Origin of the sequence: Nostoc sp., assembly GCF_036918015.1 — a bacterium.
GTDB lineage: Bacteria > Cyanobacteriota > Cyanobacteriia > Cyanobacteriales > Nostocaceae > Nostoc.
Genome location: NZ_JBALEO010000083.1, coordinates 1 through 21,707 on the forward strand (window position 1 = coordinate 1; position 21,707 = coordinate 21,707).

The 21,707-nt window shown below is 41.2% G+C and carries 13 protein-coding genes and 1 pseudogene; 3 read left to right on the forward strand and 11 right to left on the reverse strand.

What is annotated here, in order from left to right:
• Positions 1-354: 354 nt before the first annotated feature.
• From V7K61_RS24045 to V7K61_RS24095, 11 genes and pseudogenes are all read right to left on the reverse strand, one after another.
• The gene (locus tag V7K61_RS24045; RefSeq protein WP_335057168.1) at positions 355-1,623 is read right to left on the reverse strand and encodes a tetratricopeptide repeat protein; all 1,269 of its coding nucleotides are present in this window, start codon (positions 1,621-1,623) and stop codon (positions 355-357) included.
• A gap of 144 nt (positions 1,624-1,767) precedes the next feature.
• Positions 1,768-1,896: pseudogene (locus V7K61_RS24050) on the reverse strand (DUF4058 family protein); the annotation flags it as partial.
• Between the two features lie 82 nt (positions 1,897-1,978).
• Positions 1,979-2,518, reverse strand: a complete 540-nt coding sequence (locus V7K61_RS24055) for an SH3 domain-containing protein (protein ID WP_335057170.1) — start codon at positions 2,516-2,518, stop codon at positions 1,979-1,981.
• Between the two features lie 144 nt (positions 2,519-2,662).
• Positions 2,663-4,171: a UbiD family decarboxylase gene (locus V7K61_RS24060; protein ID WP_094353519.1), complete on the reverse strand. Its 1,509-nt coding sequence runs from the start codon at positions 4,169-4,171 to the stop codon at positions 2,663-2,665.
• A 646-nt stretch (positions 4,172-4,817) separates the two neighbouring features.
• Complete coding sequence (locus V7K61_RS24065; RefSeq protein ID WP_335057172.1) at positions 4,818-5,540, reverse strand: carbonic anhydrase; 723 nt, start codon at positions 5,538-5,540, stop codon at positions 4,818-4,820.
• Positions 5,541-7,227: 1,687 nt separating this feature from the next.
• The gene (locus V7K61_RS24070; RefSeq protein WP_335057174.1) at positions 7,228-10,965 is read right to left on the reverse strand and encodes a diguanylate cyclase domain-containing protein; all 3,738 of its coding nucleotides are present in this window, start codon (positions 10,963-10,965) and stop codon (positions 7,228-7,230) included.
• A 720-nt stretch (positions 10,966-11,685) separates the two neighbouring features.
• Positions 11,686-12,093 carry a response regulator gene (locus tag V7K61_RS24075; RefSeq protein WP_335057176.1) on the reverse strand — a complete coding sequence of 136 codons (408 nt, stop codon included), beginning with the start codon at positions 12,091-12,093 and terminating at the stop codon, positions 11,686-11,688.
• 283 nt (positions 12,094-12,376) lie between these two features.
• Positions 12,377-12,754 carry a response regulator gene (locus V7K61_RS24080; RefSeq protein WP_094353157.1) on the reverse strand — a complete coding sequence of 126 codons (378 nt, stop codon included), beginning with the start codon at positions 12,752-12,754 and terminating at the stop codon, positions 12,377-12,379.
• 24 nt (positions 12,755-12,778) lie between these two features.
• A complete protein-coding gene (locus V7K61_RS24085; RefSeq protein WP_335057178.1) occupies positions 12,779-12,955 on the reverse strand; it encodes a hypothetical protein in 177 nt (58 codons plus the stop codon).
• Entirely contained in the window at positions 12,912-15,467 is a 2,556-nt protein-coding gene (locus V7K61_RS24090) for a PAS domain S-box protein (protein ID WP_335057180.1), read from the reverse strand. The genes V7K61_RS24085 and V7K61_RS24090 overlap by 44 nt, the downstream gene beginning before the upstream one ends.
• 2 nt (positions 15,468-15,469) lie before the next feature.
• Complete coding sequence (locus V7K61_RS24095; protein ID WP_335057182.1) at positions 15,470-17,317, reverse strand: response regulator; 1,848 nt, start codon at positions 17,315-17,317, stop codon at positions 15,470-15,472.
• A gap of 288 nt (positions 17,318-17,605) precedes the next feature.
• On the opposite strand from V7K61_RS24095, the gene V7K61_RS24100 reads away from it, so the two are divergent.
• From V7K61_RS24100 to V7K61_RS24110, 3 genes are all read left to right on the forward strand, one after another.
• Positions 17,606-17,992 (forward strand): hypothetical protein, encoded by a 387-nt coding sequence (locus V7K61_RS24100; RefSeq protein WP_335057184.1) that lies wholly within the window; start codon positions 17,606-17,608, stop codon positions 17,990-17,992.
• A 168-nt stretch (positions 17,993-18,160) separates the two neighbouring features.
• On the forward strand, positions 18,161-19,459 hold the full coding sequence (tnpB, locus tag V7K61_RS24105) for an IS200/IS605 family element RNA-guided endonuclease TnpB (RefSeq protein WP_335057186.1): 1,299 nt from the start codon (positions 18,161-18,163) through the stop codon (positions 19,457-19,459).
• Between the two features lie 278 nt (positions 19,460-19,737).
• Positions 19,738-21,444 (forward strand): RluA family pseudouridine synthase, encoded by a 1,707-nt coding sequence (locus tag V7K61_RS24110; protein ID WP_335057188.1) that lies wholly within the window; start codon positions 19,738-19,740, stop codon positions 21,442-21,444.
• Positions 21,445-21,707: the final 263 nt, after the last annotated feature.

Below are 21,707 nucleotides of genomic sequence, written 5' to 3' on the forward strand. Positions count from 1 at the left end.
TTCGATGAGATTCATACTTTTTATCTATCAATTTTTCTCCACCCTCTACAAATCATTATTATTTTTCTTTCTTTGTATGAAACCACCCTGCCTCCCCGCAAGCGAGGAGGGGGCTAATTATGTGGTTTTTGATGAGGAAGTGCGATCGCAGTAGTGTAATCCAGTCCATTTATGTTTCTGCGAATCTTTTGATGAGATTATTCTATTAAAATATCCAGTTGGCGTAAAGCTTTAAATCAGTCTGGGTGATATTCCCAAAAGTCACGTTACATTTTGTAATTAATCTTAAATTAAATAAATTATGGATGCCAAAACTTTATATTGAGTGGCAAATTGTACGAGTTCAGCCTATATTTAGTCTACCTTTATTAGTAGAACCCCTTTTGGACCAATTATTTTTTGATTTGATTCATTGAACTTGATCGCTAAAGATAATCTATCTCCTGACCCAAAAACATGAGTTACTTGACCTATGCCGAAATCTTTGTGACTTACTCGATCCCCCGCTTTCCAGTTCGGCTTTTGGTGATTCTGAGACTTAGTTTCCTGCTGAAGTTGTCTAATTTTCTTTAGTGCTATGTTGTAAAAATTTTGGTTTGCTTGTTTTTTAAATAAATCAGCAGCTTCTTGAAAATCTGCAATTGCTCTTTGCTTATTCCCTATCTTAATATGAATAAGACCACGGTTATAAATATAGCCTGCTGCTAAAAAGCTACTCAGTTGAAAGGCTTGTGTGAAATCTTGGATAGCACTTCGATAATCTGCAAGTTTTTTATGAGCTAAACCTCGTTTATTATACGCTTCAGGAATATTAGGATTAAGACGAATAACGTCATCAAAATCTTCAATAGCTTTTTCATATTTATGGTTGACATAGCGATCAATACCTACACTTAAGTAGGCAAAAGCTTTGCTTTGATCATCTAATGAGACAAGCATGTTTTCATTTTCAGTACGATCAATATCTTGTTTGCTCTCTTTTTGCTCTTTGTGGCTAGCGAAGCTTAAGTGTTCAGATTCTAAAGACTCGATATTTTCTAGATAACTTTGTAATCCACCACAGTATAATAATTCATCTATTTTTACTGAAGCTGTACCATTACTTACTGTAATCATTACAGTTGGTAAAAAGCCAGCTTGGATTAGATGATATTCGGTTTGTGCTTCGCTCACCTCTTCTTGAATTAAAATACAAATTAAAACAGCATTTTTTTCAAGTTCCTCTTGAATAACTGACCATTGGACTGTTTCAATACTGCTATGACGTGCTTTAACTTGAATACCAACAGATGGAGTAGAAGTTAAGAAGAAATCAACTTTCCCATCACCGCCAAACCTTGTTTCATAGTCAACTTCTGTAACTGAATTAGCTAAACGGGCTTTAACAACTTCTTCACCCAGTTTTCCTTTCATGTGGTTGATGAAGACAATTTCAACATCAGCATTCTGCTTATATTTGTTTGCCATCCGCCAGCAAAATTTTCGCAACTGTTTTAACTTTTCTCCCGATATCACAGTTAATTCACTGTGCTGACCTTCTATTTCACAATTCAATAAACACCCAGCTTTTAACCTTTGAATAAAATCAGCTTGTTGCGCTTTGAGTGTAGTTGTCCAGTCCATATCTTTAGGATTTTATTTTAGAATAAATCAAATAATTAGTATTACCCATTAAACAAATTAAATATAAAACCCTTATTAATTGTATTAACGTAAACCCTTCTTTTGCAAAAGTGCATCTGCCCAAACCATGTTCGCTTGTGACACGACAAAATATTTAAGACGTAGTTGAGGAGAGAGATAATCTGCGATCGCAACTATTAGTCTCCCATGTACTCCTGGCCATAATTCAGGATCTTCTAAATACGGGTTCATTCCTGGAAATGGATAAGCCATAACAAATATCCCAAAACCAAAATTTTAAAAGTAATTCTCATAGCCCCCTCCTCACTTGCGGGGAGGGGTTGGGGGTGGGGTTCTAAGAACAACTAGTAAGGGCTGCACCACATTGTTCTTCCCTTGTCAACCAACCCTTAACACCTCGATATTCTACCTGCGCCCAATCTCCCTGACAGCCTAACAATTTTACGGGCGTATTAGCAGGAATTCTTCTCAGTTTTTGGCTTTTTTGACTGCTACTAACATAGAAATCCACGCCGTTAGTACCGTAGCCCCGCGTTGTTAAGCCTAACTTTGGTACGAATACCCATCCAGTTCCTTGAAAACCATTGCTAGCATTAGTAATCTGCACCCAATTTCCAGCAGCACCAATAACCTGAACTGTTTCGTTGATGGGTATTTGTCCTATAATGACATTATTTGTACTTGCACCACTCCGCACATTTAACCCTTGCGAATCTGTATCGGTGACGTAGGCAAAAATATCGCACTTTTGAGAATTACTTGATTTCGCTAAACTTATTTTACTAGCGATACCAGTATTGAGTATCACACTAATACAACTGAATGCCAATCCGATCGCTAACTTTGATGCTGGATTTTTCACTTTTTTTGTCATTATTTATTCAAGTTTCTGGCATCAGTACCCAAGGCTGGAGTCTTATTGATATATCAGAATCTACATAAACTTCAAGACGCGATAAATCGCGTCTCTACATTAGGGTTTTGTTGCTCTATCTAAACTGTATTGAGCTATAACAGGTTACTTCATATCATAGCCAAACAAATTTGGGTCTACTTCTCCTAATTGCAACTCTGCCAAACCATACTCCGCCCATCGTCTCTCAACCATCGCTGCCACATCTGGGTCGGATTCTAAAGGCGAACCCCATTCATGATTTGTTTCCGGCGGAATCTTTGTAGTTGCATCAATTCCCATGCGTCCACCTAAGCCAATCTTCTCACTAGCAAAATCCAAGGTATCAAAAGGTGTATTTGGCAAAATAAACACATCTCGCACTGGGTCAACTTTGGAACTAATCGCCCACACAACTTGACGCGGATCGCGAATATTTATGTCTTTATCCACAACAATTACAAATTTGGTGTACGTAAATTGTGGTAAAGCACTCCAAAACGCTAAAGCCGCCCGTCGTGCTTGTCCGGGATATGCTTTATCAATGGAAATAATCGCTGCTTTGTAACTCAAAGCTTCCATTGGGAGGAAGAAATCGACAATTTCAGATACTTGTTGGCGCAGTATGGGCGTATAAATGCGATTTAGTGCGATCGCCATCATCGCTTCTTCTTTGGGTGGACGACCGCTAAATGTTGTTAAGTAAATCGGATTTTTCCGGTGCGTCATACACTCAAAGCGTACCAACGGCGAATCTTCCACGCCGCCGTAATAACCCATGTGGTCGCCAAAAGGCCCATCTGGTAAAACTTCCCCTGGTGTAATCGTTCCTTCCAAGACAAATTCGGAATCTGCGGGAACTTCCAAATCTACAGTTTTACACTTTGCCAACTGCACACCAGAACCGCCGTAAAGTCCAGCAAACAGCCATTCTGATAAATCTACAGGGATGGGTGTAGCTGCTGCCATAATAATTAGAGGATCTACACCAAGTGCGATCGCAACTTCTAATTTTTTCCCACGTTCCGCTGCTTTTCGCAAATGCCTCGCCCCACCCCGCACCGATAACCAGTGAACCGTCATGGTATTTTTAGATTGTAGTTGCAAGCGATACACACCTACATTTGGAGTACCAGTCTCACAATCCTTGGTAATTACTAGTCCTAGCGTGATGATCTTGCCAGCATCACCAATATAAGGACGTATCAAAGGCAACTTATTTAAATCTAAATCATTACCTTGAAGCACAACTTGCTGACAAGCGGGGAAAAAGTCTCGTCCTGGTTTCGCTTTCACCACATCAAACAGCACTTTGCCAAAATCTATCGCCTGGGAAATCTTCTTCGGTGGTTTTGGCTGTTGCAGCATACTTAATTTTTTCCCCAGAGTTTCCAACTCCTCTGGATGCTGCATATTCATCGCCCAGCAAATCCTTTCCACAGTTCCCATCAAATTCACCGCCACCGGGAAGGAAGCGCCTTTGACGTTTTCAAACAACAACCCTGGCCCACCTTTTTGCAGCATCCGGTTGGAAATCTCAGCAATTTCCAAGTCTGGGTCAACTAAAGCAGAAATTCGCCGTAATTGTCCTCTTTCTTCCAAAATTTTAATGAATCCCCGCAAGTCTCTCGCCATTGTTCTAATAAAGCTGATTATTTAAGAAGTGTGAAGCGCTTTCTTATATTATGGGGCATCCCTTCTCTGCGAGACGCTACGCGAACGGCTTCTCTGCGAGACGCTACGCGAACGCTCAGGGCAAGTGGGGATTGGGCATTGGGAAGAGGCAAAGAAGAAATTTGTTCAATCATTCTCCCTTGTCTTCCCTGCCCCTCCATTCGGGAAATTGTTGGTTTTAATTCAATACAGTTCAGATAGAGCAACAAAATCCTGATGTAGAGACGCGATTTATCGCGTCTTGATTTATCGCGTCTTGAAAAACCAATTATCTAGGTCGAATAACTCTTAACCCAAGCCTATTGGGTTTTAATTGGAAATTAACCTATTTAGTAACTTTTCTTAACTGTGTTTTCCGAAGCATTTAGTTATTGTATTTAGGGATACGCAATTATTTTTTACAAATAAGCGCTAACCAATCAAACATGGCCAGAATATACTATACCTTCCTGGCAGGCGACCTTGTTATATAGTCCCTGCTGGGTTTATTTGTTACAAACTTTAAGTTTTTTCTAAATTTTTGTGAGTTTGCGTTAGCGTAGATCAACTCAAACATTTTTCCAACATTATTGAACTAAGAATCCTACGCTTAAAAGGTGTGAAATATTCAAGTAATAATGTTGACTTTACCAGTGTCAATATCGTAACAAGCACCAACAATTTTTAGTTTACCTTCACCGAGCAATTTAGCTAAAATAGTTGAGCTTTCCTGCAATTTTTCAGTCTGATACTGAATGTTGGCTATAACTGCATCTTGCATATTATCACCAGTTCTGAACTTTACCCTTTCTATAGATGGTTTGATACCCTCAATAATCAAACCAATTCTACCAGGAAGTGGTTCGTTTTTGATTGCTTCTGCTACTGCACCGCATCTTCTATGACCCAAAACCATAATCAACTGCGAACCCAATACTGCTGTAGAATATTCCAGACTACCTATAACCGTGTCACTGACAACATTACCAGCAACTCGCACGACAAATAAATCTCCAAGTCCTTGATCGAAGACAATTTCCGCAGGTACTCTAGAATCTGCACAGCCTAATATGGCAGCAAAGGGATACTGAGCTTTCGCAACTAATCGTAAGCGTTCTAGTGATTGATCTGGATATTGACGTTTTTGATTGATAAATCTTTGATTACCATCAAGCAAGCGTTTGATGGCTTCATTTGGACTGATTGAATTAGGGTTAACTGGGTGAATATCAGCAACAGCAGTTTGCTCTGTATTCCAAAAGCTATCACCAAAAGTAGTAGCTGCAATACCTACGACACTGGCGAATTTCAAGAAATTACGTCGCCCGACAAATCCATTAATTCGACTCATCAATCTACCTGACAACAATAAAGCTGTTCTCAAGAAGATATCAGACTTAACTAAGATGCAAGAGTACTGAATTACACGGTTTAAGAGTCATTTAATATTCGTATGTTTTAGAGTGGTTATAATCCAGTTAACTTTAGTAATTAAAGCAGATGAACAAGCGATAAAAGATAGTCATTAAGGCGGCTTTTTTGCTCTTTTTCTAAATCTAATAATCAATAAAATCGTAAGTTTTTAAAGTCTTTTTGTGGATAAATTGTAGATAGAGTATAATTCATAATTCATGAGTTAAAATGGGCTTATGCCTCGCTGTGGCAACAGAAGTAAAACAGTCTTTATACTGGGTTTTGAAACTTAGATAGATTGTGTATTTAACTCACTTGAATATTCTGTAATATCATGTCCGCTTGATTACTTACTAAACCTCAAGAACCCCACCCCGCCAAAGCTGCGCTTTGTCTCCCCTCCCCGCAAGCCTACGGTGTACACACAAGTGTTGGTGCAGTGTATCTATCCCGCCTCGGAATAAATTCCGAGTCTCATAGCGAAAGTCATCTTTTGGAGGACTAAACAATAAATTTAGTTCAGTCCACGCTTAGTGGACTTTAGCTATCAGCCCGGAACTTGAGTTCTGGGCGTGATATTTGCTCAGTGTGCGATTTTCACTTGAACAGAAATATTGGGTGGGTAGGATTTTTAGAGATGTGTGTACACCGTAGCCTTATAAAGGGGAGGGGCTGGGGTGCAATGACTGTGGGAATCATAACTAATTATGCGGACATGATATAACCCAACATAAAATTTGGTGGTAATGTTGGGTTGCGTTTCACTCCACCCAACCTACATAAATATATCTTTTAAAAAACTCTAGGTTTCAACATAGATGAGGTTTATTATCTTTTAATATATTAGTCAGTATTCAAACGATACATCTAGCTATTTAAGAGAATGTTTGAAAAGTATTGGGCGAATAGAATTCGGTAATACACAAACTCTCGTCCACTTCCGTAGACTAATACAAAACAAGGGTTTTGGCTGTGTAGGCGAGATTTACAATTGCCGAGTTAGTAATAAATTAGACTTTTCAAACAACCTCTAAAAGCTTACGCATAGCTCGTTTGGTGTTTGCTTCCTGATTCACTCAGGCACAAAGCTCTGTTCTGACGTTCATTTTCAAAAGTTTGTGGTTGACTGAAATTGGTTCTCTGGCTAATAATGTGTTTTTTCTAGTCAAATTTAAAGTACTTTTATCTAAACTCAGGTTAGGCATCTCTTGCCAGCAGTGACGGCAGAACCAGTAGGTTTCTTGTAAACGAATGTGACGAAGCATTTGGTTAGAACAACAAGGGCAGTTTGTCATAGTATTGTTGTTTTATTAAAAAAGTTAAACACAAATAAGTAGTTTGCTCTTGGCTTAACTACCAACAGCTTTAATTTATAAACAGAAAATAAAGAACTAATAAAGAAATGACAGTAGTGAAAAAACTTTAGAAAATATTAACAATTACTTGATTAGCGTAGGGTAGCAAGAACCGCAGGTATCACTCACTCTCTAAGAGGTTGTTTTAAAAGTGTTTGGCTGTGATTTTAATCACATTCTTACCCCCCTTAATCCCCCCGATATATTGGGGAGGGTTAGGGAGGGGTAAAAAAATATTTGATACATCAATCATGACTTTTCAAAGATCCTCTAACACAGTCTATTTATACAAGAACGATTACGCCCGTTTGCTTTGGCTTGATAAAGGGCTTGATCTGCTGCCTCAATCAAATCTAAAGGAACCATATTAGATGTCGGAATAACTGTGGCAATTCCGATACTCAAAGTGACGTGGTGCTTCACAGGCGATGCCGTATGGGGAATATTTAGCTGTTGGATAGCTTTATGAATTTCTTGGGCAACGTGAAAAGCCCCATCACTAGCAGTGTTAGGCAAGATGACAACAAACTCTTCTCCGCCATAACGAGCAGCTAAATCTCTAGAACGTTTGACACTTTGTTTGAAAGCTTGGGCAATAAAGCGCAAACAATCATCTCCGGTCGCATGACCATAAGTATCGTTATATTGTTTAAAATAATCAATGTCGCATAAAAGTAGTGAGACAAAACCTTTTTCTCGTAAAAGATATTGCCAGACAGAATTAAGCTTAATATCAAAACATCGGCGATTGGCAATTTGAGTTAATTCATCTACCATTACCATATTTTCAAGCTGCTGGTTGGCACGCTGCAATTGTTGATAAAGTTCTGATTGCTGAATAGCGATCGCTACCTGTGTTGCCAATTGCTGAAGTAGTTCGCTTGCCCAAGGTTGCCACTGACGTGGGGCGCTACAATGATGAGCAACCAAAAGACCCCAAAGGCGATCGCCTTGTAAAATTGGTACAACTAGCTTGGCTCTGACTTGCAACCTTTCCAATAACTCTACATGACAAGGTGAAAATCCAGCGCTATAGATGTCTGGAGTGACTGTGAGACTACTTTGTTGGTAATACTGTCCCTGTGTTTCGACAAAATAGCTATCTGTAATTTCCATATTCAAAATCGATTGCCAACCTGCTGCTACAGATTCCGTGACAATCACACCACTCCAATCACGGTTAAAGCGATAGATGATGACGCGATCGGTTTGCAGAAAATGTCGGACTTCAGCAACAGTTGTGTTTAAGATTTCATCTAAGTCTAAAGACCTACGGATATGTTGAGCGATCGCATAAACCATGCGTTCCCGTTCTGTTTGCTGTTGCAGGGCAATTTGTGCCTGTTTGCGCTCTGTGATATCTGTAAATGATGTCACCACCGCAGATGGTTTTGATTCATCGGATTCAAACAGTGGCTGAGAATTGATTGAAATCCAAGTCAAGCTGCCATCAGGTTTATGAACTCCCATAATCACATGAAATTGAGGTTTTCCGGTGCGTAAGGTGACAATGGCGGGGTGAGTTTCGCCTGGAAAAGAAGTACCATCTTCATGAATGGCTCGCCATAGCAAAGCGATGGAAGTTCGCCCCATCATTTGATCGGCTGTTAACCCTAAAATTCTTTCGGCACTGTCATTACAAGTGGTAATGCGTCCATCGGATTGCTGTAGGACAATACCTTCTGCCATCGCTGTAATTACAGAACGATAGCGTTGTTCGCTTTCTCGTAGCGCTTCTTCCATACGCTTGCGTTCAGTAATATCAGTATGGGTTCCTAGCATCCGTAGGGGAAAACCATTCTTGGCGCGACTCGAAACTTGACCCCGATCTAGAATCCACTTGTAGGTTCCATCCTTGCACTTAATCCGATATTCACTGACATATTGTTGGGTTTCACCGGACAAATGCTTGATAATCTCCTCGTAAACCCTCGCTTTATCATCGGAGTGAACCCGCTGTTCCCATTCACTGAGGGTATTTCCAATTTCATGCTCTGCAAACCCTAACATTTCTTTCCATCGGCGGGAAAAAAAGACTTCGTTAGTTTCAGCATTCAAATCCCAAACTGCGTCGCCATTTCCTTCCAAGGCATACTGCCATCTTTCTTCACTGGTTTTGAGTGCGGCTTCGATTTGTTTACGAGGAGTAATGTCTTCAAAAATGTATAACCGCCCAAAGTATCGATCCTGAGTATCCCGAATTTGGCTGGAAAAGCGGCGAATCGTTCGCCCATCGACAAATAAAATTTCATCCTCAATCGTGCAACGATTTTCTTCAGACTGCAACGGTTTATAGGATTCAACAAATGCCGATGCATTGACAATTGAAGATATACAATCACGAATGATGTCATTATTTTTTAAAGCACCCAAACGCATTTGGTCTTCTAGATGTTCAATGCCCCAAATTGTACAGAAGTGGTGATTGAAATAAAGGATTTCGTCGGTACGATTGTCAACAACAAAAAATCCCAGCAAAGAAGTTTCAGTCATAGAACGCAGCAAAGTTTCCCGCCAGCGCAATTCTGATTCTACACGCTGGTGTTCTTGTAGTGCAGCTTGTTGCTTGGTAATATTCTTTTCGTTGACGAGGATGATGGAGTTACCCGTTACGGGATCGCGGGTAGATCGTATATCCATCCCATGCCATTGAATCCCCTCAGTAGTGAACACTTGAGCCTCTATGCTGAACGCCTCACCGAAATGAATCGCTTTCATAACTTGTTGTCCAACACTCTTGTCAACAAAGTGACTCAGGAAAATATTCTCAGCTGACGAGTTAGGGTACAGCGTATCCCGATAACAGCGCAGGGCTGCCGGGTTTTGCATCAAAGGTACACCATCCATCGTGTAAAGCGAGATCATTACTGTGGTGTGACGTAGGGCTTCAACCGATCTGAGTGTTTCTCGATCGATCTGATTGATAATTTCTGTCGATCCTTCAACCAGCATCGCCATTCGCCCTTCTTCAATTTGAATTCCAGAAAAGATGCAGCGCAGAGAAACAGGTTTTCCTTCTGGGTAAAATGTCCAGTTTTCAGTGATGGTTTTCCCTTGCTGAAATTCTTGCAAATAACTTTGCATTCGAGTGTGAGTAGACACAGAAACATCACTGAAGTTGCGACTGAGCAATTCTTCTCGACTTTGAGCATTCCAAATATGCAGAGCGGATTGATTAGCCCACCACATCTGCAAGTTTTGAATATCATAAATCCAAACTGGAGTTTGTAATCGGTCAAATGCAATCAAGTCCCCAACTGATATATTCTTTGGCAATGCTGTTCTTGTGATAATGGAACCTCTAAAATTCTGATACAGATTTCTTTTCATTGACTTCAACTTTGGCTGAACTGTCAAATTTTTCAGGTTTTGATTGAGTTGCAGCGTTAGTTTTTGGCAGGATGTAGCCTTTTGCTGATGGCGTTCTGCTTCCCCAAGAGCGATTCCTAGCTCTGCGGCTATCAGTTGGAAATACTCAATTTCTAAAGAACTCCATTGACGCGAGCCACTGCACTGGTGAGCAATTACTAAGCCCCATAAATGAGGATATGTACTAGAAACTCCATCAAGTTCTTGATAGTTTATTAAAATTGGTACTACTAAATTAGCTCGAATCTGCAAGTCCGTTAATAGTTTTTTGTAACAAGGGCCAAGGGTTGTAGTATGAATGTCTTTAATGACACCAACGCTTCCATCTCGATATCGCTCTACCCATGTCGCATTGAAGCAAGGATGGTAAATTAATTGCCCTAGAATCGGTTTACATCCATTACTTACAGACTCTTCTGCGATAACTCCATCTCCATCGGAAAAAAAGCGATAGATAATGGCACGTAGGCGTAGCCCGTTGTAGACATCGCTTTCTAATGTTGTTCTAACTTCGCTGACAATAATCTTGAGAATTTCACTTACTTCAAGTGACTGATGAATTTGATCGACCAGCATCCTAATTCGATCGAGGATTTGCTTTAAATCAATTTCAGAACCCGATAGACGATTGAAGAGCATAGTAATAATCTATGTATATGCACTTAACTAGATGTAAAATTTTTCTCTAGTATTTAATTTTATTCCAAATTCCGCAAAACGTTAAGTTAAATTCAAGCTTAAACTTGATATAGCAATCCAAATTGAAATGTGAGAAAATGTATAGGCAGAAAGTAAGTATCTATAAGTGTTTCAGCGATTTTCTTTCTTACTAATGATTTAGGATTGCTGTAGTTGATAATAACGTCAAAATCAAACCAATTGCTTAAAGGCTAAACCTTGATATTCGGGCTGCAATTTATAGGAATTTTCATTTGCATGAGATACACGCTAAGGACGCACAGCTAGTTATGCGTCTCTAGGAATTTTTTGTACTCCAAGTAATTGCAAATTCTGTTATATATTTGGATGTTTGTAAGAATTCAGGAGTCATATCATGTCGGCTTGATTACTTACTAAACCCCAAGAACCCCACCCCGCCAAAGCTATGCTTTGTCTCCCCTCCCCGCCTGCGGGGAGGGGCTGGGGGTGGGGTGCAATGACTGTGGAAATCATAACTAATTATACGGACATGATATCAGGAGTCAGGAGCCAGAATAATTGTAAAATCAAGGGTGTAATAACTTCTTGATTTTATTAAACTTATTAAGTTTAGGTATCAAAGTCTTCTTAATTCTGACTTCTGGATTCTGGATTCTGGATTCTTACGGATGTTTTACCCATTCTTGTTTAATCTTTTAGTCAAGTAAAATCCCAACCCAGCAATTGAGCAACCTGAGCCGGGAGGGTAACTGGATTAAAGGGTTTGAGAATTACACCTGCAACTTGATACTGTCGCAAAATTTGCGAATCCAACCATCGCGCTTTCGCACTGAGCAACACTACAGGAATAGCTTGAGTTTCTGGATGATTTCTTAGTTTATTCATAAACTCAAAACTAGCCAGATCGCGGATTGAGATATCTAATACGATCGCATCAGGAGTATGGTGTACTGCATTCTGCAATCCTTCTAATGGAGAATCTGCTGTCACCACATTCCAACCAGCTAAATCTTGGAGGCAAAATTTTACTATCTCACGGACATGCAGTTCATCATCAATGAGCAATATCGTTTTGCAGATTATATTTACCTCCTCTAGTATGTTCATTTTATTTCATATACCTTTCTTGGTTACAGATAAAAATCTTTTATCTGTAACCAAGAAAGATAAATTACAAAAATAAAAAACTAATAAAGATATAGATTTTGTTACAAAAATTAACGTAAGAATTCAGCACCCAGGTGGTCGCCGAGCGTAGTCGAGGTGAGTCAGGAGTCAGAATTTATCAGGAATCTAGAATGATTGGTATATTTATTCATCAAATGCTCTGCTGATTCTTTAACTATTCTGAATCCTGAGTTCTGACTCCTGAATTCTTACAAATTAACTATTAATCGTTCCACCCCAGAATCTCACTAACTTCGTTGCAAATAGAGGTGGGTTCAAAAGGTTTGGTGATAATCCCAGCAATTCCCATCTGGGCAAAACGGGCGCGATCGCTTCCTTGGACTTTCGCTGTTAATAGAATCACTGGAATCCCTTGGGTTGCTGAATTTGCCTGAAGTTTTTCGTATACTGCAAAGCCGTCCATGTCAGGCATAGAGACATCAAGTAGAATGGCATCAATGGGTTCTGTCTGGGCGATTTTTAATCCTTCTGACCCTGATGCAGCAGTCAGCGTGTCCCATCCTCCCAAGTCTTCTAAACAAGCTTGTACTAATTCGCGGATTCGTTCTTCATCATCCACAATTAACAATTTTTTAGTCATTGGTCATTTGTCATTTGTCATTTGTCATTGGTTATTCTCCCCTGCTCCCCTGCTCCCCTGCTCCCCTGCTCCCCTGCTCCCCTGCTCCCCTGCTCCCCTGCTCCCCTGCTCCCCTGCTCCCCTGCTCCCCTGCCCCTCTGCCCCTCTGCTCCTCTGCCTAATTTCCCGGCAATGGTAGAGTGAAGAAAAACGTGCTGCCAATACTAAGAGTACTTTCAGCCCAAATTTGCCCACCATGCCGATCAATAATACTACGACAGATTGCCAATCCCAAGCCTGTGCCGCCTTTGGTGCGAGAATCAGAGGCATCTACTTGCTGAAATCTTCCAAAGATTGCTTCTAACTTATCTGCTGGAATACCTCGTCCTCGATCCGTTATTTGGAATAGTACGCGGTCTGTTTGCTGTTGGACACTGAGAGTAATAGTAGAATCGGCAGGTGAGAATTTAATCGCATTACCTAACAAATTGGTGAGTGTTTGCACAATAGCATCAGCCGCCGCCCAAACTTGAGCATTGGTAGGGTGGATCTGAAAGGTAATATTTTGCTGATTGGCGATCGCTTGCAGTCCGGCTACTGCTTGTTGAATTAAATCAGCCGCATTGCAGGTGGTTTTTTCTAAGACGGCTCGATCCGATTCTAAGCGTTCCAAATCGAGAATATCGTTGACAAGACGCACTAAGCGATCGCTATCGATGGCTGCAATCTCAATCATCCGCTTAAATTTATCTGGTTTTTTGTCGTAGATACCAGTTTGTAGTAAGCCTAGTGCTGCGCGAATTGCAGTTAAGGGAGTGCGGAGTTCGTGACTCACAATGCCAATAAACTCACTCTTGATCAAATTAATCTGCTCTAATTCAGTAATATCTTCGGCAATCCCAGCAATCCGAACTACTGCGCCTAATTCATTTTTGATCGGAAATGCGCGATCGCGAATCCAACGGATTGAACCATCAGGACGGATAATCCGATATTTTTTATCGTATTGCCCTGGTTTAAGCTGTTCAATGACTTCAATTTCGACGCGCTGGCGATCTTCTGGGTGAATTGCATCTAACCAATTTGAATAGTTATGATACAAGTCTTCACAACTTCTTTGCCAGATGGTTTCATAAGCATTGCTCACATATAGAACTTGCTGACTTTGATTATCGGTCATCCAAAATACTGCTTGGATGTTTTCTGCCAACTGACGAAACTTTTCTTCGCTTTCGCGTAAAGCTTCTTCAATGCCTTTGCGCTCAGTGATATCTTGGTGAACTGCAACTAGAACGTCGCCGTAGTCGGGATGTCTGAATACAGAAGCTGTCACACTACACCAAAATGGTGTACCATCTTTTTTAAGATTCTGGACTTGATATGTGGCTTCAGTATTTTGTAAAACGGCAGACAAAGTGGCTTGATTTACATTTTTAGTAGTTACCGATTTGGTGACACAGTTCACAATCGAAACTTGTTGACCATTGAGTTCATTAGATTCATAGCCAAACATCTGCTCAAATTTCGGATTGGCATAGACAATGATTGCATTATCAATTCTCACTAAGCAGATGCCTTCCCCCATATTTCGGGTGATTACAGCCTGAAGCTCCAGCATTTGCGCCTGTTCTAAAAGTGTGAGTTGGGTTTGTTGCTGCTCTATAACTGTTTTTCGCAGGCGATCGTTCGTCTCTGTCAGTTGTGCAGTGCGTTCTTGCACCCGTTGCTCAAGTTCGGTATTCAGTTGTTGTAGGTCAATTTCTGCCTGTTTGCGCTCTGTTAGTTCTGTCTGTAACTGTTTGAACAAAGCTGCTTGCTGGATAGCAATGCTTACCTGCGCTCCTAACTGCCGCAACAGAGCAATTTCTGAAGATTGCCACTCACGAGGAGCCTTACATTGATGAGCTGCCAATAATCCCCACAATTCATCTCCCAAGGAAACGGGAACGACCAGATTTGCCCTTACTTGGAGACTTTCTAAAAATGCAATGTGACAGGGACTAATTCCGGCAGTATAAATATCAGTTTTCGCAGTGACTAAGCCTTGTTTAAAAGGTTCGACGTTCTCTTCACCAATGCAAGGGTCATAAATCTGGAGTGGTAAAAGAGCCATGCAGTCTGGTGCAACGGACTCAATCACAATCGTTCCACCCCAACCTGGATAAAATTGGAAGATCGTGACGCGATCGCACTCCAGAAAATGCCGCACTTCATCAACAGTAGTTTGCAAGATATCTTGTAAATTCAGCGATCGCCGGATACGCTGGGTCATCTCCATCACTAAACGCTGTTGCTCAAATTGCTGTTGCAGCGTTTCTTGTGCTTGTTTGCGTTCGTCAAGAGTCATCCGTAATTGCTCGGCATTTTCTTGAGACAATTGTTGGTTGAGTTGTTGAATCTTCCGTCTGCTGTACTGAAGATTGCCTGTCACCAGGTTAATTATCAAGGCAACTAGTAGGAAAAGAGCTAGCCGGAATATATCTTCTGGTTGATTAATCGCCAGCTGATACCGAGGGGGAATCAAGAAATAATCAATTGCCAGTGTGGAAAGGACAACTGTAACGATCCCTGGTTGAAAGCCACCGTACCAAGTACTTGCAACGATCGCTATGTAGAAAAATGCCCCAATGGTTCGAGAAATCAGCGGTTCTAGCCAGAGTGAGAGGAGGGTGGCGATCGCAGCTGAACCAATAGCAACACCGTACTTCAATAATCGTGAATAATTTCTCATCATGCTTAACTTTTCCCTGCATGAGAGCGCCAGCGCGTTCTTTGAATGCGGCTCAGTACCCGTGTCACAAGTTCTGGCCCTAGCACTGGCTTGCTAATAAAATCATCGGCTCCGGCAGCAAAAGCTTGCTGAAGAAATTCTGCTTCGGTATGGGCTGTAACTACTAAAATCGGTAAATCTCCCCACTGGGCATCTTGGCGCACGACTTGGCACAACTCTAAACCGTTCACTATCGGCATTTCTAAATCTAGTACTACCAAATCTGGAGATGTTGCAATCAACACCTGCCAAAATTGTTGTGATTGGGAGAGGGTTGTTACTTCCAGCCCCCAAGGAGTTAGTAACGCCGATAATCCAGCCAGTATTACATGGTCATCGTCTACGATTAAAACTTTGGCTTCGGAAGTTTGAGGTTGAGGTAAGACACGAGCGATCGCCTGAAAAATCTGCTCGGTTGTCGCCGGTTTATGCAAAAATTGTCTAGCTCCTAAACGCGAGACTGCCAGTCGATCTGCTAGGGTATCTCGTCCGGTAAAAACAATTACTGGGATATTTGGTGATCGCTGTACTATCTCGCTCAATAATATTAATCCATCTTCCTCTGTTGTTGGAAAACTCAAATCCAGTAAAACTACGTCAGGGGTTTTTAAGGAAAAAAGCGATCGGGCTGTTGCTAAGTTTGGTGCAACCTTCATCCTCATGCCCCATGAGTCGGCTTCTGCTTGTAACTGCTCCGTCAGCGTCGTATCATCATCGATGACTAACAGACGATAACTTTGGTTGATCGGGAATTTTTGAGCGGTGGAAGTGACAGCAGGCTTAGTTAACTCTTGCTGTAATGCTGTTACCAGTTGCGAGAAATCAGAGATTTGATCGGGAGATAACGAGAAATCTCCAAGCAGCAAATGCTCTATTTTCCGTGCTAGCCGGGAACCCTCTGGATAACCAAACGACCCCATTGAGCCTGCTAGCTTATGGGCTTCATGCAATGCCTGCTGATGTAACTCTTCATTTAAATTCCCGGCTAAGAGTGCAGTTTTTGCCCGCTCCAGTACCACAACCTGTCCAGCAAAGGAATTACGAAAGCGCTCCAGCACCCGATTTACAGAAGTCATATCTTTGGGGCCGGGTTTTTTCTTTCCCTCTTGATTCCTTTCCCCAACAGAGATGGAGCGATTAGGTGCAGGCTTGATCCGATAGCCCATACCATATACCGTTTCTAGAAAATCTTCTGCTAGACCTACTGTTTTCAGTTTCTTTCGCAAGTCTTTAATATGAGTCGTAACTGCATTTTCAGTCGGTGTATCATCAAATCCCCAAAGCCGATCTATAATCACTGCACGACTAAAGATCCGGTCTGGGTTTTGCAAAAACAACTCCAGCAGTTTGTATTCTTTTGCTGTCAGGGGAATTTCCTGCTCATTACAAGTTACTCTGCCGGCACTTGGATCTAAACAGAGATTTCCCCAGGTTAAGGTGGATGATGAGATTGCCTCATTGCGTCGTAATAAAGAGCGAATTCTGGCTAGTAATGCTTCTGGGTTGAATGGCTTAATGACGTAATCATCTGCTCCAGCATCTAACCCCGCCACAATATCTGCATTAGAATTTTTCCCTGTTAACAACAGAATAGATTTACGGTAGCCTTGCTTTCGCAGTTGCCGACACAAGGTAATCCCATCCAGTTTCGGAATTAGCCAATCCAGCAAAATCAACTCATATTCAGTCGATAGTGCTAGTTCTAATCCAGCTTGGCCATTGCTTGCGATGTCGATAGTATAACGATTTGCACTCAACAACTCGAAGAGTGCTGTACTCAGTGATACGTCATCCTCTACCAACAAAATTTTCATAAGTTGTATCAAAAGAAGATTGGCATCTTCGCGATCGCAGGATACACCCTCTGCGTGGTCAAACTTTTGTATAATTTTAATATATTGTTACAAACAACACAACAAGTTAATTTAGATTCTGCAATCTGACATATTTATTTGCAAACCTTAATAGACAAAGTAGTATTTCCCTTTACTTTGATTAGAAGAAATTTATCTAATTATTTTTTCTGTAAAAACTTAGAATCCTCATTAAATCTTTAGATTTATAGATTATTTTTTGAAAGTCTCAATTCTGCTTTAAAAATTATGCAATACCTATACTATCTGGCCAATGCTAGTCTGACACTGCGGGTTGTGGAATATTTTAGTAGGAATGACTTTTGTCTGGAATTTATTACTGTAATTAATCAATTTCATGGTTGGATAATCAATGTCAAAATTAAATCTTTTGTATCGGAACAAAAATATAAAGATATTAAAGCTTTCTTGAGCGAAGTGGGAATTATTTACTCACCACCCGAATTCATAAGTAATGTTCTGAGCAGTTTGGAAGCTGGAGAATCAGCACTTAATGTTATGCAACGCTATCAGGTAGCAGTAGTTTCTCATGGTAGACCGCAACCCAATGAAATTGAAATATTCCGACAAAGTTATATTCGTGGATTGGGCTACTGTCCTCAACACTTAGCTTGACATAAACTTAGACAACTACAGACTCAAACACTGCCATCACCAACTTATATCTGTGCCAGTGCATTTGTACTATATATTTTCTGTTTGATTTCTTCAAGCCGCACACTCGTGACTTCCAGTCATGAGTTAGGCGCTCTATATTAAGCGTGAATTCGTGTTAAAATTAAGGTGTATCGTAACAATTGCAAAAAGTTGCCAGCCATCCAAAAAGCATTTAAAGTCACTCTCATACCTACACACAACCAAGAAGTCTTAATCAACAAGACTATTGGTTGTGCAAGGTATGTATACAACCGCTTTTTGGCATTAAGAAAAGAGTTATATAGTACTGAACAAAAAACCTTAAACTACAACGCTTGCAGTCAGCAACTAACTGTACTCAAGAAAGAAATTGAATGGCTCAAAGAGGTAGATAAGTTTGCCTTACAGAACTCACTCAAGAATTTAGAGACGGCGTACAAAAACTTTTTTGCTGATTTAAAGAAGACCAAAGGGAAGAAGTGTTTCGACAACGCTTGCCATAAAGGTGTAGGTTTTCCTAAATTTAAAAAGAAACATGGGTGTAAACAGTCTTACAAAACTAACCTGACTAACGGCAACATTCAGGTAATAGAGAATCGTTTAAAACTCCCAAAGTTAGGATGGGTGAAGTTTCACTGCTCTCAAGACATTACCGGGAAGCTTGTAAACGTTACCATAACTCGTACAACGTCCGGTAAATATATTGCTAGTATTTTGTGCGAAACAGAGATAGAAAAGTATCCTCAAGTCACACAGAATATTGGACTGGACTTAGGGCTAAAGTCTTACCTGACTACTAGTAATGGCGAGACGGTAGACAACCCCAAATATTATCGGACTCAAACTCGTAAGTTACGCTTATGCCATAAAAAACTATCCCGCACTGTAAAAGGTAGTAGCAATAGAGTTAAAGCGAAAATCAAGCTGGCTCGTACCTATGAACGAATTACGAATCTGAGAGATGACTTTCTGCACAAGCTGTCAACTCGCTTAATCAAGGAAAACAGCATTATCTGTATTGAGGATTTGCGAGTTGCCAACATGGTAAAGAATCACAAATTAGCTCTCTCGCTTTCAGATGCTAGTTGGTCAAAATTTGTCGCCATGCTTGAATACAAAGCTTTATGGCATGACAGAATTGTACAGAAAGTCGGGACATTTTATCCCTCATCTCAAACTTGTAACTGTTGTGGTTTTATCAATCCACTAGTTAAGGATTTAAAGTTGCGTGAATGGTCTTGTCCTAGTTGTGATAACTACAACTTGAGAGACGTGAATGCAAGTTTAAATATTTTAGGTGAGGGGTTGAGAATTTTAACAGCCGCCGTGGGTATCCCGGAGGCTCTAAACGCCTGTGGAGAACTTGTAAGACCTGGAGCAATTCAGGCAAAGATCGTTGAAGCAGGAATCACGCGACAACAAGAGTCGTGTGAGGTTCAATTCTAGCCAGTTGTGGTGAAGCGGTGACGCTTGTGCTGCATCCACCTTAAGGTGGTTGGGAGAGCATGAACGTCAACAACTGGCCATTGGGTGGGATTTTGAGACGGGAATTGATCCCTTGTAGAATTTTCTCAATGTCCCTGTAACCCTGTTGATATATAAATTAAAACTGCAACAGAAAAACTTTGGATGCCAATTTGCCAAAAGCACTCAACACAATAGAATTCTTACATAAACGCTATATATATTTAAAAGGATCGGCTAGATTTGCAATCATACCTTGTATGGTAGTTCTGCACGCACTTTCAGATTTCATCGACTGCGATTTTGCGATCGCTGACTCATCTTGTAGTTATTGGTACGAAGGGCGTTGTCCGCAAAGTGGCGTTCGCCTAAAATTACCCCGCACCTCAATGTCCGAAGCGATCGCCCACGGACTAATGCAATATCTTGCCAACAATGACTGTTATTCTCGTGAAGGCAAAATGTATGGAATCCTATTAGTTGAACTGCCTAATGGCGAACAACGGGTACTAAAAGCTTTTTCCGGTCTTTTGAATGGTTGCAGTGTGGTTGAGGGCTGGGTTCCACCAATTCCTGGACGAGACGAAGTTGCTTTCGAGGAAAGCCGGACTTTGGCTGAGTTGGACGCGATTAAGCAAGAAATTATTACCTTGAAGCAACTAACCGAACGCCAGCAGTATGAAATCCTGTTTAATGACTTTGAACAACAGTTGCAAGCAATGAGCGATCGCCATCGCCATTGCAAACACCAACGACAGGAAAAACGTCAGCAAATCTGCAATACACTCACTCCCGAAGCGCTTACTATTGCCCTTGAACAACTTGACGAAGAGAGTCGTCAGCAGGGAATTGAGCGACGACAACTTAAACGCCAGCAAAATGCCGTATTACAGCCCCTACAACAGGTAATTGCAGCGACGGATGCGCGAATTAGTGAACTGAAACAACGGCGCAAAGCACTTTCCCGTCAATTGCAAGCTCAAATGCACGCTAGCTACAGCCTGACTAATTTTTCCGGGCGATCGCGATCGTTGCAACAATTGATGCCAGGAGGTTTGCCCACTGGTACGGGTGACTGTTGTGCCCCAAAGCTGCTTCATTATGCCGCAACACATAATCTCAAACCCCTAGCAATGGCAGAATTTTGGTGGGGTGAGTCTTCCGTAAATCAGGATAAAATTCCGGGAGAATTTTACGGAGCGTGTGCCGAGCGATGTCAGCCATTAATGGGGTTTTTACTCTCAGGGTTAAGACCTAACCCCCCAGCCCCCTTCCCTATCAGGGAAGGGGGAGTAAGAAGCCCCTCCCCTGATAGGGGAGGGGTTTGGGGAGAGGTTACTTTACCGATTATTTATGAAGATGAATGGCTGATTGCTGTCAACAAACCTGCTGGATTACTTTCGGTGCCTGGGCGTTATCGCGATCGCCAAGATAGTGTTTTGAGTCGCTTACGTAATTTGTTAGCTGATGGCATGGCACTTGTATCTGTGCATCGCTTAGATCGAGAAACTTCTGGGATTTTGTTGTTGGCACGCGATCGCCAAACCCATCGGCAACTCAGCCAGCAGTTTCAGCAACGCCAGGTTCACAAGGTTTATGAAGCTATACTTTCGGGTGTTTTGACAGTTGAGCAAGGTAAAATTGAACTGCCATTGTGGGGAGATCCTGAAAATCGCCCTGAGCAAAAAGTTGATTGGCAGCACGGTAAACCCAGCTTGACACACTTCCAAATAATAGCGAGAGAAGGAGACTACACCCGCGTAGAATTTACACCACTAACAGGACGCACTCATCAGTTGAGAGTTCATGCAGCTGATGCGCGAGGACTTGGGATAACTATTTTAGGCGATCGCCTTTATGGATGCTATGCAGTTACTAGTCGGTTACATCTGCACGCCAGAGAACTTCGCTTCAAACATCCGCAGTTAGAAAAAACCCTGCATTTACAAGCAATTACGCCCTTTTAACCCATCATAACCACAATAACCCCAAATAGCGAAAGCGTAGCTTTATCTTCCCTAACAGCTAGCCTATTGCTTTTTAAATTTGTATGTGATAATTTCTGCTTGTAGCTAATGAGCGGTTATCCTACCGACTTACCGTATTTATGAAAATTAATATCATCGCTAAGAGCTTCCCAATAGAAATATCCAACCACAAATGATTGTGAGACACCCCACAGAATTGGATGATTTATTCCTTGGAAATTCCTAAATGAGCAGTAAAGACA